This window comes from Bacillus sp. L75, from assembly GCF_003676355.1.
In the GTDB taxonomy this organism is placed as follows: Bacteria; Bacillota; Bacilli; order Bacillales; family Bacillaceae; genus Bacillus; species Bacillus velezensis.
In genome coordinates, this window is the sequence record NZ_ML064901.1 from 338,212 (window position 1) to 351,478 (window position 13,267).

General features: G+C 45.0%; 15 protein-coding genes, 1 tRNA gene and 1 pseudogene. 11 read left to right on the forward strand and 6 right to left on the reverse strand.

Annotation, left to right across the window (positions count from 1 at the left end; all coding sequences use genetic code 11):
- Positions 1-6: 6 nt before the first annotated feature.
- Entirely contained in the window at positions 7-1,476 is a 1,470-nt protein-coding gene (locus tag D5S11_RS01755; RefSeq protein ID WP_108724717.1) for a glycoside hydrolase family 32 protein, read from the forward strand.
- A gap of 215 nt (positions 1,477-1,691) precedes the next feature.
- Positions 1,692-1,767: transfer RNA gene (locus D5S11_RS01760), tRNA-Arg, on the forward strand.
- 58 nt (positions 1,768-1,825) lie between these two features.
- Here the strand turns inward: D5S11_RS01760 and D5S11_RS01765 are convergent.
- Together D5S11_RS01765 and D5S11_RS01770 are read right to left on the reverse strand one after the other, a co-directional pair.
- Complete coding sequence (locus D5S11_RS01765; protein ID WP_007407407.1) at positions 1,826-2,137, reverse strand: hypothetical protein; 312 nt, start codon at positions 2,135-2,137, stop codon at positions 1,826-1,828.
- A 16-nt stretch (positions 2,138-2,153) separates the two neighbouring features.
- Complete coding sequence (locus D5S11_RS01770; protein ID WP_164833838.1) at positions 2,154-3,584, reverse strand: lipase; 1,431 nt, start codon at positions 3,582-3,584, stop codon at positions 2,154-2,156.
- 56 nt (positions 3,585-3,640) lie between these two features.
- Between D5S11_RS01770 and D5S11_RS01775 the strand changes: the two genes are divergently transcribed.
- The 4 genes and pseudogenes from D5S11_RS01775 to D5S11_RS01790 all read left to right on the forward strand — a co-directional run bounded on the left by D5S11_RS01775 (position 3,641) and on the right by D5S11_RS01790 (position 5,289).
- Positions 3,641-3,955 (forward strand): DUF1433 domain-containing protein, encoded by a 315-nt coding sequence (locus D5S11_RS01775; protein ID WP_108724718.1) that lies wholly within the window; start codon positions 3,641-3,643, stop codon positions 3,953-3,955.
- A 130-nt stretch (positions 3,956-4,085) separates the two neighbouring features.
- A pseudogene (locus tag D5S11_RS01780) lies at positions 4,086-4,366 on the forward strand (DUF1433 domain-containing protein).
- A gap of 254 nt (positions 4,367-4,620) precedes the next feature.
- Complete coding sequence (locus D5S11_RS01785; RefSeq protein WP_007407401.1) at positions 4,621-4,779, forward strand: DUF3237 family protein; 159 nt, start codon at positions 4,621-4,623, stop codon at positions 4,777-4,779.
- 21 nt (positions 4,780-4,800) lie between these two features.
- Positions 4,801-5,289 (forward strand): phenolic acid decarboxylase, encoded by a 489-nt coding sequence (locus D5S11_RS01790; RefSeq protein WP_007407400.1) that lies wholly within the window; start codon positions 4,801-4,803, stop codon positions 5,287-5,289.
- Positions 5,290-5,330: 41 nt separating this feature from the next.
- On the opposite strand, the gene paiA is transcribed toward D5S11_RS01790, so the two are convergent.
- Positions 5,331-5,849, reverse strand: a complete 519-nt coding sequence (paiA, locus tag D5S11_RS01795; RefSeq protein ID WP_108724719.1) for a spermidine/spermine N(1)-acetyltransferase — start codon at positions 5,847-5,849, stop codon at positions 5,331-5,333.
- A gap of 134 nt (positions 5,850-5,983) precedes the next feature.
- Here paiA and D5S11_RS01800 point away from each other — a divergent pair, with 134 nt between their 5' ends.
- Positions 5,984-6,613 (forward strand): YczE/YyaS/YitT family protein, encoded by a 630-nt coding sequence (locus D5S11_RS01800; protein ID WP_020956380.1) that lies wholly within the window; start codon positions 5,984-5,986, stop codon positions 6,611-6,613.
- 78 nt (positions 6,614-6,691) lie between these two features.
- Complete coding sequence (locus D5S11_RS01805; RefSeq protein ID WP_032867038.1) at positions 6,692-7,222, forward strand: dihydrofolate reductase family protein; 531 nt, start codon at positions 6,692-6,694, stop codon at positions 7,220-7,222.
- A gap of 31 nt (positions 7,223-7,253) precedes the next feature.
- Here D5S11_RS01805 and D5S11_RS01810 read toward each other — a convergent pair whose 3' ends face one another.
- The 3 genes from D5S11_RS01810 to slrR form a co-directional block, all read right to left on the reverse strand.
- Positions 7,254-7,454, reverse strand: coding sequence for a hypothetical protein (locus D5S11_RS01810; protein ID WP_020956378.1), 201 nt, complete (start codon positions 7,452-7,454; stop codon positions 7,254-7,256).
- Positions 7,455-7,605: 151 nt separating this feature from the next.
- Positions 7,606-9,054, reverse strand: a complete 1,449-nt coding sequence (locus D5S11_RS01815; protein WP_020956377.1) for a carboxylesterase/lipase family protein — start codon at positions 9,052-9,054, stop codon at positions 7,606-7,608.
- 80 nt (positions 9,055-9,134) lie between these two features.
- Positions 9,135-9,590 carry an HTH-type transcriptional regulator SlrR gene (gene slrR / locus D5S11_RS01820; RefSeq protein ID WP_007407395.1) on the reverse strand — a complete coding sequence of 152 codons (456 nt, stop codon included), beginning with the start codon at positions 9,588-9,590 and terminating at the stop codon, positions 9,135-9,137.
- Between the two features lie 244 nt (positions 9,591-9,834).
- On the opposite strand from slrR, the gene D5S11_RS01825 reads away from it, so the two are divergent.
- From D5S11_RS01825 to D5S11_RS01835, 3 genes are all read left to right on the forward strand, one after another.
- Positions 9,835-10,542: a YveK family protein gene (locus D5S11_RS01825; RefSeq protein WP_007407394.1), complete on the forward strand. Its 708-nt coding sequence runs from the start codon at positions 9,835-9,837 to the stop codon at positions 10,540-10,542.
- A 5-nt stretch (positions 10,543-10,547) separates the two neighbouring features.
- Positions 10,548-11,228 carry a protein tyrosine kinase EpsB gene (locus D5S11_RS01830; protein ID WP_007407393.1) on the forward strand — a complete coding sequence of 227 codons (681 nt, stop codon included), beginning with the start codon at positions 10,548-10,550 and terminating at the stop codon, positions 11,226-11,228.
- 221 nt (positions 11,229-11,449) lie between these two features.
- Positions 11,450-13,267 carry a polysaccharide biosynthesis protein gene (locus D5S11_RS01835; protein WP_020956376.1) on the forward strand — a complete coding sequence of 606 codons (1,818 nt, stop codon included), beginning with the start codon at positions 11,450-11,452 and terminating at the stop codon, positions 13,265-13,267.

A 13,267-nucleotide genomic window follows, 5' to 3' on the forward strand; every position in this document is an offset into this window, starting at 1 on the left:
TTACAAATGGATAGAATTCAGCAGGCGGAAGAAGCTCTGAAGGAAGCCGAGGGTAAAGTGAAACAAAGATATCGATTGGGGTACCATATTATGCCCCGGGCGAATTGGATCAATGATCCGAACGGGCTTATTCAGTTTAAAGGAGAATACCACGTCTTTTTTCAGCATCATCCGTATGATGAGCATTGGGGGCCGATGCATTGGGGACATGTAAAAAGTAAAGATCTCATTCATTGGGAGCACCTGCCGGTTGCCTTAGCTCCGGGCGATGCATTCGACCAAAGCGGCTGTTTTTCGGGAAGCGCGGTCGATGATCATGGAAGATTAGCCCTCATCTATACAGGACATAATATAATTGATCAAAAGAAAGACCTATTCTATCAAACTCAAAATATCGCTGTCAGCCAAGATGGAATCGTGTTTGAAAAGCTTCAGGAAAACCCTGTTATTGCGGAACCGCCGGAAGACAGCGCCCGTCATTTCCGCGATCCGAAAGTATGGAAGCATCGCGATGTTTGGTATATGGTCATCGGCAACTCTTCAAAAGAAAACGTCGGACGGGTCGTTTTATACCGTTCACCTGATTTGAGTGATTGGGAATACGCGGGGGTTCTCGCCCAAAGTGACGGTAATCTCGGCTATATGTGGGAATGTCCTGATTTCTTTGAATTAGGCGGCAAGCATGTCCTGCTGATTTCACCCCAGGGGATCGAGGCGGACGGTGATTCATATCAAAATTTACATCAAACCGGTTATTTAATCGGTGACTATCATAATGAAACAAACAAATTTACACACGGTGCTTTTAAAGAACTGGATCACGGCCATGACTTTTACGCCGTGCAAACATTATTAGATGATAAAGGACGCAGAATTGCTATCGGGTGGATGGATATGTGGGAATCTGAGATGCCGACAAAAGCGGACGGATGGTGCGGTGCATTGACTTTGCCGCGAGAACTGACTTTGCGTGATGATCATAAACTTTTGATGAATCCCGTGGAAGAAACCAAGCAGCTGCGGAAAATGGAATACCGGGAATGTGCCGGACGATCGCTTTCAGGGAGTTACTTGGCAAAGACGTCCGAAGACCTGCTTGAAGTCCGGGCCGTGTTTGATGTGAACGATTCTGATGCCGAAACGGCAGGTTTTAAGATTCGCGGCCTTGATGAAGAAGAACTTGTGCTGACATACAATCTAACGGATAAAAAGCTGACGCTTGATTGCACCAAGATGGGGAAAGCGAAAGACGGTGTGAGAAGGGTGCAGACGGATACAAACGGCAAGCTGGCGCTGCGTATCTTTATTGACAGATCCTCGATTGAAGTATTCGCCAATCATGGAGAAACAACGATGACAAGCCGTATCTATCCGAATGAAGGCAGATTGGGGATTGAGCTGTTTTCTGAGAAAGGCGCCGTAAAGGTTGAGGAATTCACCTATTGGACGTTAAAGGACATTTGGAAAAAAAGCTAAAACGGGTGATTACTGCTTTTTCTGCAGTGATTGAAAATGAACCGAGCCGGGGGCAGTCCGCCTGAAATGGGTTTTTTGTGAAAATCAATGCCGGTAAACGATGCAGGATTATGCTGCATGAGGACGCTGCATAATCCTGTTGTGCATTATCAAAAAAGAGTTGCTTTCTGCGCGTTCCTTTATTATAATATAAAGGTATCTGATTGAAAAAACGTGCGCTCGTAGCTCAGTTGGATAGAGCGGTGGTTTCCGGTACCACGTCTGTCGGGGGTTCGAATCCCTCCGAGCGCGTCTCAGTTAAGAGGATAGGAAAAACCTCGCAGATGATAAATCTGCGAGGTTTTTTATTTTATCTTGTTTTGAAACTGTTAACGAATGTGTCTCTGTTATGTTCGGTTCCGGCAATCAGCCGCGCACTTTCACTGATCCGCTGCGCGAGAGCTTTTTGCGCCTTGCCTTCAAAGCTGTTCAATAGTGCTGAATACACTTCATATAATTCATCTTTCAACGTATCCATTTCGAATGTCGGTTTCAGCGTTCGGCGGACTGTTTCAAGTTTTGTCCCCGCTGCCTGCGTCATCCCTGTTTTCAGCATCTGCCGCTGCAGCATTTTCTTCATCGGGTCGTCCTTGTGTTCTAAAAGTTCGTCTAATGTCGGCATTATGTATACACCTCTATCATCTTAACCAGTTTGCGAGCATCTGGTCTTTTTTCTGAAATTCGTCTGCTATTTTATGTAAGAATCCGCCGATCTCTTCTAGGTCCGTGATCGCCGCCTGCAAAGAATCAATAAACGCCTGCTCAGCCTGAGTGTCGTAAAAAATCGGGCCTTTATCGTAGGATTGCGCAATATCTTCAATGGTATTGGTCACGTCCTGTGCTTGAAGCTGATCAAACAAGCCGTGTCCGACTTGGCCGTAAATTTCCGTTTTTAGCTCGGCGATTTTTTCATCGTGCTCCTGATAGGCGTTCTGCGCTTCTTTTTTCATCGTCCGTAAATCCTCAGTCATGGCCTGCACCTTTTCAGCCAGCTTCTTTGCGTTTTTCGGCGTTACTTTTATTGTATCTGCGCTTCCGATCGCACCGGCCGGCAGAAGAGCGCCGAGGTTTTTGTCAAAGACTAATTCATCTCCGTTCGGATTTGTGATGCTTCCGTTTCGGTCAAATATGAAATTCGCTTCATTTAAGCCGTGTGTATCCGGATTTCTCAGAATGACGGTAGTGAAGAAATAAGCGAGATTCTTGCCGATCTGCTCGTTCAAGTTCCCGCCAAGCCGCTGCTTTCGGCTGAACTGTGAGAGCGAAGGGTTTTTCGTATAAATCGTTGTCCCGTTGTGGCGGTCATATTCGTTCCAATAACCCGCCCCGGCCATGTCGTCCGGATTGATAATTGACCGGATGTATGGATCGTATATGCCGCTGTTGATTTCTTTCTGTGTTTCTTCATCGTGCAGTTTTACGACGGAAGGGCTGTTAAACGCGACGGCGTACACATCATTATTCACTGCGCTGTATTCGGCCTCAGCGCCGCCGAGTGAATGGCCGGTTGTTGAAATAATCGTTGACGTTCCGGCATACTTTTTCTTTACGCTGCGTACCAGCTGATCGGCTTGATCGATTTGCGAAGTTTTCGTCATCAGCTTATACTTTCCGGTTGTGAGCATGGCGTCTTGAGAGGGCGTTCCGTGATAGGCTCCGAGCGTTTTCGAGGTATCCTTTGCGTCTTTTTTTACAATATAATGTACTTCTTTTTTCGGATCATTTCCGAAAACAATATTGCCGCCGTCCGCTTTTACGCCGTCATTGATCGGGTCTTTTCCGATATCGGTTCCCGCAAAGGCGACGACCACGTTTTCGGGGTTTTTTGATTTTGTCCATTTTCCGTTATTCTTCACTGCTTGTGCTAATACAACCGCATCAAGTCCTGTATTATCGTCTGATTTTATTTGATCGACGCACCAGTAAGTAGGTTTTGAAATGGAAGAATTAAAGCGTATATAATCGTTCTTCTCTAATTTCCTTTTAAGATAGTCATAGTTATAAGCACGTTGACTCATCCTGTAATATGTTTCATCTGTCAGGTTTGAAGTCCTGATTTTCTTGCTCAAGATATACAGCACCTTTCTTGTCATGTAAAATAGGGTAGGGAAAGGGATGATTTTTTTTGAAAAAATACCTTATTATTGTTCTAGTGTTAATTATAACCGTTGGAGGGTTGATTATGAAGCATCAATATGATGGGAAAAAGGAAGAAAATGCTCTTTTCGAAAAAGCCAAAAGTAAAATGACCGAGTACTTGCGTAGTGAGTATAAGGATATAGAGAAAATTTCTTATGATGATTATTTTATTGATCCAACCGGCGGAATTACAGTTGAGGGGTACCTAAACGGCGATAAAACTAAAGAATTTGACGGCTTATATGATCCTGTAGGAGACAAAATAGGGAGCTCCTCTGTGGATGCGGAAGAAAAATCTTAAGACGCCTAAATGCACCTGTCACCGACCATTTTTTCCAGTCCGCGAGCTTCATCATCACTCATGGAACGGATGTTTCTGTGAAAAATATATTATTATGTTCATTATCTTAATAGCAGCCGGAAGTTTTATAATGAAGAATAGTAATGATAAAAATGCTCAGGCTGAAGAGATAAAGATTGCTCAAGAACGAATGGAGAAATTTATCAAATCGAATTATGAAGGCATACATAACGTTACATTTAAAGATAAATACGAAATAGATCCAATGGGCGGGATAGAGGTATTTGGCTATTACAACGGTGATACATCGAATAAATTCGATGGTATTTACGATAAGGCAAATGACAAGATCATGGGGCACTCAATAGACGCTGTAAGAAAGAATGCAGAGATAAAGATTGCGATTACTAAGAAGACGCTCGTCTGGCGTTTTTTGATATATGAGTATACAGCAAATGAAAAAGACAAGGGTTTCGGCATGTGCCGCCCTTGTCTTTTTTTATTGAACACTGAAAAACATAACCGGAACAGCTCATTATTTGACAGTCCATTTTAACAGCGTTACAATTAAACATGTAAATAGTTACATGTTTAAATAAACATAATATCTCGGGAGGTGATACGTCCTTGAATGAACCTTCTTTAAAAAAGTCATTTATGAGTCAGTGAACCGCATCATTGATCCCGAGCACGTGTATTTCCGCACTGTGCCTGTGTTTGAAACAAGCAGCGAGGCATATCAGCATCTGCAGGACCGGCTGTTTATCGGGGCTGCGGTCAGATTGCCGGATGACATTCGGTTAGATATTTATGAAGTTCAATAATAAGATGGAGAGTGAGTCAACATGGAAAACTTTATCGGAAGCCATATGATTTACACGTATGAAAACGGCTGGGAGTATGAAATCTATATTAAAAATGATCATACCATCGACTATCGGATTCATAGCGGAATGGTGGGCGGCCGCTGGGTGCGCGACCAGGAAGTGAATATCGTCAAACTGACAGAAGGCGTATACAAAGTGTCATGGACTGAACCGACAGGCACAGACGTTTCCTTAAACTTTATGCCGAATGAAAAACGGATGCACGGAATTATTTTCTTCCCGAAATGGGTGCATGAGCATCCGGAAATCACGGTGTGCTACCAAAATGATTACATTGACGTGATGAAAGAGTCACGTGAGAAATATGAAACGTATCCGAAATATGTCGTTCCCGAGTTTGCGGATATTACGTATCTCAACAATGCGGGAATCAATAACGAAGCACTGATTTCAGAAGCGCCGTACGAAGGAATGACCGATGATATCCGTGCGGGAAAATTAAAATAAGAGAAAAAACCCGGCAGCTTGGCCGGGTTTTTTGTATCCTTTTACGACAGGGTTTTGGTCATGATAAAGTCGACTTGCTTATTATCCCCCATATAAAAAGAGTGTTCTCCAGTTTGGACAAACCCCATTTTTTGATAAAAGGCGATTGCATTTTCGTTTTTTTCCCATACGCCCAGCCAGATTTTCTTTTTATTGTGTGCTGTTGCGATTTTCACAGCTTCATTCAGCAGATATTTGCCAAGCCCGTGTTTCTGGTGGTTTTTTCTTATATAAATTCTCTCAATCTCAAGAGAATCTTCACCCATTTTTTCTGATTGTGCTTCGTTCATGTTGACTTTTACATACCCCGCAAGGTCATCATGATAATAAACAAAATAGAATTTAGAAGACAGATTGGATAATTCCTTTTTCAGCTGTTCAGAGCGGAATGAATTTTCCAAATAAGCTTTCATATTTTCTGGTGAATTTTGATCCTTAAATGTATCATTGAATGTTTCAATGCTTATCTCCCGGAGCTCTGTTATATCGTTAAGGCTGCACTTTTTTAATTGAATACTCATGGTCATACAGCTCCTTTCTTCATTTATCATATCAGCTGATTTTTTTGTTGTATTTGCAATGAAAATACCGTATAGTAAACATACCGTATTTTTGTTGTATTTGCAACATAAAATAAGAAAATGAGGACGATAAAGTGAAATATGTTTTTTATGTTTTAGGAATCATGATCTTGACCTTTGGTATTTCTGTCACGATTCAATCAGATCTTGGAACGTCTCCTTTTGATGCGCTTATTGTGGGATTATCCGTCCATGCAGGGCTTACCGTGGGAAGCTGGGAAATCATCATCGCTTTCCTGTTAATTTGCTGTAATTCAATGTTAAAAAGACAAAGACCGGAATTTACAGGGATGATTACGGCGTTTATAACGGGAATCGGGATTGATATGTGGCTTTTTTTCCTGCACCGAATCATAACGCCTGAACCATGGTACGGAAAAGCGGGCTGTTTTGCAATCGGTTTAGTTGTGATAGGGATAGGAACCGCAACCTATCTGCACACAAATTTCGCACCGATCCCGGTTGATCGGTTAACGTTAATTGTCCGCGAATTAACCGGGAGAAGCATCTTTTTTTCAAGAACGGTCATTTACTTCATATTTTTCATACTGGCCGTGATGCTAAAAGGTCCGGTAGGCATCGGAACGTTATTAACCGTTTGTTTAGGAGGGGTCATTCTCCATTTCTTTATGCCGATTACCGGAAGATGGATAGACGGCATAGTAACAGCATCTCCAAAACAGGAAGAAACGAAAACCCGGTAGCGGGGGTTTTTACCCGATTCTATCATTTTTCATTTCATCCGCATGTTCAAGGTATAATAAAAAAGGGGAGGGATTTTTATGAGCGGTCAAAGAAAGCTCGTTTTTTACGGAGCTGTCAGCGCAGATGGCTATCTTGCGCGGGAAAATCACTCTTTAGATTGGTTAATCGGAACTGAAGGTGAAGACGGCACCGATTATGAAGCTTTCTATGAATCTGTCGATACGATCATCATGGGCAGAAAAACATACGAGGACATATTGGTTTTATTGCCTGAGGAATTTCCGTACAAAGGTAAAGAATGCTATGTGTTTTCGCGGACATTGACCGGGCGTACTGAACATGTGCGGTTTGTTCATGAAGAGCCTGCCGATTTTATAAAAGCATTGAAACGCCAAGAAGGCAAGCGGATTTGGATTGTCGGCGGGAGTGATCTGCTGCACCCGGTTTTGGAGGAAAAACTTGTCGATGAGTTTATCATTCAGATCGCCCCCGTTCTGCTCGGACGCGGAATTTCTTTGTTCAAACCCGGAGACCGGGAGACAGGACTGAAGCTGACTGATGTCAGGCGTTACAAACAATTTGCGGAGTTGCATTATGAAGTGAGATAAAATGAAGTGTATGAAAGAAACCCAGTAAAGGTTACCGGGTTTCTTTTTCATGTCTGTTTTTATGTTTTGAAATGGTGTGGGCCGGCCCGCATGAAAATCCTGCAATCATGATAACAACCCCTATCCACCTCACGGCATAGAAATCAGTGTCGCGCAGGAAGATAAATGAAACTAAGGTCATAAGCGCCCCGATTATAACGGCAGCTGTGCCGATAATACTTGATTTCTCCATATAAAAACTCTTTTATGAATGTTTGGTTAACTTATTGGGTTAGAATATAACATATCAGGGGTAATGTGGAAATGGATATACTGCGAAACTGACTGATGTCTGAAGTAAGATGAAAACGAAACGCCAAGGGAGCCGGCTCCCTTGGCGTTTTTTATGCTTGAAACAGGATGCGGCGTTTTGCTGAATCGGGATCACTTTCGACAGCGGTATCCGTGTTGAAAAGCAAAGTTTCGCGTGAATCGGTATCATATTCAGGCCAATTGAAGTGAGAGGTGTTCGGGTTTCCGGTTTTTGCAAAAGTGAGCCATGCGGATTGGATTTGTTTGGAAAGCTGTTCTGCGTCATCACCGAGCGGTTCTTGCAGCGTCTTTCTCAAAGAATCAAAGTTTCCGAACACAAACGGCAATTCCAGAGCGTGAACGGCTTTATGAAACGGCGGTGTTTCGCCATGCCAATCAAAGCGGTACATCCAGACCGGTGCGTGCTGCGACTGTCCTTGTGCGAAAGCGACAGCCGGCCGCCAGAAAATCAGATCCGTCATCATATCGATTTGTCCCTTTAATGAATGCGGATATAAATCTGCCGCTTGCTCAGTGCAGTTCTCTCCGAGATGATAATGCAAATAATCTTGCTGTTTTTTCTCGGAATGAATGTCTGTATCAGGGGTGAAAAACAAATATGCTTCATCACGATTGGTTCCGATGATCATAGGTATGCCTTCTGCGGCCCCGTCTGCTATGGCTTTCACCGGTTCCGCAGGCAATGTGGCCGGATCGATGGCGGGCTGAAACAAAAGCTGAAAAATGTTTTGATCTAGTGAGCGCCGCACTTTATCCGCAGTCTTAAGCAGGTCATTAACGGAAAGCTCCTGCAATTGATCAGTGCCGGCTTCATGAATAAATGCCGCCGCGATGTCTTTTGCCATGTCCGCCGGGATCGTATGAGAGGCGCCGCTTTCTAAAATGGCTTTATGAAACAGGCCTTTTGCGTCAGGCATTGCCATAAGGGAGGCGATGCTCATGCCGCCTGCCGATTCACCAAATATCGTGACGTTATCCGGGTCTCCTCCAAATTCGGATATATTGTCCTTCACCCAGCGCAGGGCGGCGATCTGATCGAGCAGCCCGATATTGGCGGAATACGCGTCATGAATAGAAGACAAATGTAAAAAGCCGAACGGTCCGAGCCTGTAATTGAGTGTCACTACAATGACATCTCCGTCAGCGGCAAGGGCAGATCCGTCGTAAAGCGGTTCGCTTCCGGCACCTAAATAAAATGCCCCGCCGTGTATCCATACCATGACAGGCTTTTTTTCGCCCTCTGAATCGGGGGCGAAAACATTGAGGTAAAGGCAATCTTCAGATTGAGGCGGTACATCTCCGGAAAACGATATAGACAGCATATCATCCGGCTGCGGACAAACCGGTCCGAACGAATCGGCATGTTTTACGCCGTCCCAAGGTGCGGGCGGCTCCGGCGCTTTAAATCTGAGCTCTCCGACGGGCGGCTTCGCGTACGGTATGCCCTTCCATGTGCGGGCACCGCGGCCGGCAGTTCCTTTCAGTGCGCCGGAGCGGGTTTGAACGGTAAGTTTTGTCATGATTTCATCCCCTTTTTTCTTTTCATTATAAACAGAGATGAAGATATGAAGCGAATAAAAGCCCTTTCATCAGCATATCATCAGTAACGCTTCCGTTCTAAAAATGATCTGACTTCCTGAACGGACAAGCCGAGTTCTTTTGCTTCCTGCATCAGCGCTTTCCATTCTTCAATGTTGGATTCAGTCAGTTTTCTGTTGCGGTAGGGTGCGGGCTCCGGGCGTTTTTCAGTCAGTTTGTTCGTAAAGGTGAACAGTTCTTCTTTCGGCATGCCCGACTGCACGGCCTGCACAAGGTGGATGCGCCACTCATCTTCCGTGTCTCCCATGTGGTGCAGCATCGTTTCGGCATCAAAAAGCTCCGTCAGATCGACCTGCAGGGTGGCGGATACTTTTTTCAGAAATTGGATGGACGGATTTGAGTGAACCCCCCGTTCTATCTTGCTTAAATAAGATTTAGAGACACCTGCTTCAACTGCTAGCTGATTAATAGAGTAGCCTTTTCTTCTGCGGTATAAACGAATTATTCTTCCAATCATTGTGCTGAATTCTCCCCTGTATACTGGCATTTTTTTGTTCATTATAAGAAATTTTTCGTTCTTTATAAAATTTAAAATTATAAGGTAAGTGCAGTAAATAAGAGGAAAATCATGATAATGTTCTTTAAAAAGAACCAAATGGCTTAATTTGAAATTTTCAAATTTCGACCTTTTCTTTTATAATCCAATCATTAACAGAAGGGGGCGTTTAAGCCTGATGCAATAAGGATGAGGCTGTAATTACATGAATGAGAATATGAGTTTTAAAGAATTATTTGACATTATTAAACACAGACTTTTACTGATTTTTATCATGACAGCAGTTGTAACGCTGGTGACGGGATACATCCAATTCCGGGTGATTTCGCCCGTTTATCAGGCATCGACCCAAGTGCTCATTCATGAAACAAGCGGTGAAAAAAATTCGAATCTCAGCGACGTTCAGCTGAATCTTCATTACAACAATACATTTCAAACGATAATGAAAAGCCCGGTTGTGCTTGAGAAAGTGAAGCAGACGCTGCATCTTTCTGAGACGGCATCCGCTTTAAAAGCAAAGATCACGACAAGCAGCGAAACCGATTCAGAGATCATTACCGTAGCGGTGCAGGACGAGAACCCGAAACAGGCTGCCGCTATAGCGAACACGCTGATGAAGACATTTAAAAAAGAAGTCCGTGACAGGATGAATATAAAAGGCGTCATTGTTTTGTCTGAGGCAAAAGCATCGGAAAGCCCGATGGTCAAGCCTTCGCGCATCCGAAATATCATGATGGCGTTCGGTGCGGCTCTCATGGCGGGTGTGACGCTTGCGTTTTTTCTCCACTTTCTTGATGAAACCGTTAAAAGCGAGCGGCAGCTCAGCGAAAAAACAGACTTGCCTGTTTTAGGGGTTGTGTATGACATCAAAAATCAGCAGACACGGTCTGATGAAAAACATTTCGGGGAGTGAGGCGTTTGGGATTCAGAAAAAAGAAATCAAGAAGGGGACTGGCTCAAATATCCGTTTTACATCACAAATCATTGGTGGCTGAACAATACCGCACCATTCGGACAAATATTGAGTTCTCCTCTGTTCAGACCCATTTGCGCTCTATTCTCGTCACTTCTTCCGTTCCGGGAGAAGGAAAATCATTCAGCGCCGCCAACCTTGCCGCGGTATTTGCGCAGCAGGAAAAAAAGGTGCTGCTCGTCGATGCGGATTTACGAAAACCGACGATACACGAGACCTATCAGCTTGAAAATGTACAAGGCCTTACGAATGTGTTAGTCGGAAACGCTTCCCTCGGCGAAACGGTGCAAAAAACGCTGATTGATAACCTTTACGTCTTAACGAGCGGACCGACGCCGCCGAATCCGGCTGAACTTTTATCTTCAAAGGCGATGGGAGAGCTGATTCAGGAGATGTACAGCCGGTACAGTCTGGTTATTTTCGATTCACCTCCGCTTTTGGCTGTGGCGGACGGACAGATTTTAGCGAACCAGACAGATGGAAGCGTTCTCGTCGTCTTGAGCGGAAAAACGAAAATGGATACCGTCCAAAAGGCGAGAGACGCGCTCCAGCAGTCAAAGGCAAAGCTTTTGGGGGCGCTGCTGAATAAAAAGAAAATCAAAAAAACGGAGCACTACTCTTATTGAGCGGTGCAGGTGATGTCTCCTTACCTTTATCAACGGAGGCACTCGGCTCTGCTGTGGGCGGCGTTTTCCGCCGCCTTAGATGCTGGTCGTCGGTGGCGGGGTGTGAGGACGGGTTAAATGCCCAATTTTATCTTAAGATGATGCATTGTTATCGGCTTAGCTGTTATGTCTGTTTTTACGAAAACCGTATCAGCTAAACCGATAAATGAGGAGGGGAAAGATTGACTTACCGGAGAAGACTTTCAATGATTTTTGCATTGGATACGTATCTCGTTTTACTTTCCGTTGTTATAGGATATCAATTTTTTGAGGATTCTTATCACTTTTATGACTCCGGAGCGTTGCTGCTGACTGCCGTGAGCATGCTGATCAGCCATCATGTATGCGCTTTTATGTTTCACCAGTATAAGCAGGTATGGACGTACACGGGAATAGGCGAGCTGCTTGCCTTGATGAAGGGGATCACGCTGTCAGCAGCCGTAACGGCGGCCGTCCAATACGGGGTGTTCCACACGATTTTGTTCCGGCTGTTGGCCGTCAGCTGGATGGTTCAGCTATTGTTCATCGGAGGAAGCCGGATGATTTCCCGGGTGCTGAAAGAAACGATCGGCAGGAAGCAAAATGACTCTTCCCGGGCGCTGATCATCGGCGCAGGTGCGGGGGGGACGCTGCTCGTCCGTCAGCTTACCCAGAAAAATGATCTCGGAATCATGCCTGTGGCTTTTATTGATGATGATCAGACGAAGCATAAGCTCGAAATCATGGGCCTGCCCGTCATCGGCGGAAAAGAAAGCATTATGCCGGCGGTGCAGAGGCTGAGAATCCACCATATTATCATTGCCATTCCGTCTCTTTGCACCCATGAGCTTCAGACGTTATACAAAGAATGTGTGCAGACGGGCGCCCATATTAAAATCATGCCGCAATTTGATGAGATCCTGCTCGGAACGCAGGCTGCCGGACACATCAGAGATGTAAAAGCCGAAGATCTCCTCGGCAGAAAGCCGGTCACCCTTGATACGAGCAAAATTTCTGACAGCATCAAGGGAAAAACGATTCTGGTCACGGGCGCCGGCGGCTCAATCGGTTCTGAGATCTGCCGCCAGATCAGCGCGTTTCTTCCGCGGGAAATCGTCCTTCTCGGCCACGGGGAGAACAGCATTCATTCCGTACATACCGAGCTGTCCGCACGCTTCGGCAAAGAGGTGCTCTTTCACGCGGAGATCGCCGATATTCAGGACAGAGATAAAATCTTTACTTTGATGAAAAAATACGAGCCGCACGTCGTCTATCATGCGGCTGCCCATAAACATGTGCCGTTAATGGAACATAATCCGGAAGAAGCCGTTAAAAACAACATTATCGGCACGAAAAATGTCGCCGAAGCCGCCGACATGTGCGGAACGGAAACATTCGTGCTGATTTCTTCTGACAAAGCGGTCAATCCGGCCAATGTCATGGGCGCGACGAAACGGTTTGCGGAAATGGTCATCATGAACCTCGGAAAGGTCAGCCGCACCAAATTCGCCGCCGTCCGTTTCGGAAATGTGCTCGGAAGCCGCGGCAGCGTCATTCCGATTTTCAAAAAGCAGATTGAAAAAGGCGGACCCGTCACCGTCACGCATCCGGCGATGACAAGATATTTTATGACGATCCCCGAAGCGTCAAGACTCGTCATTCAGGCGGGGGCGCTTGCAAAAGGGCGGCAGATTTTCGTTCTTGATATGGGAGAACCCGTCAAAATCGTCGATCTGGCAAAAAACCTGATTCATTTATCAGGCTATACGACAGAACAGATTCCCATCGAATTCTCCGGCATCCGTCCGGGAGAAAAGATGTATGAAGAATTGCTGAATCATAATGAAGTACATACGGAGCAGATTTTTCCGAAAATCCATATTGGGAAAGCGGTGGACGGGAATTGGGCCGTGCTCATCCGTTTTATGGAGGAATTCAGCCGTCTGCCTGAAGAAGAGCTGAGAAAAAGGCTGTTTGAGGCGATCGAATCAGTACATGAAGAAGCGGCCGCAGGCGTGTGA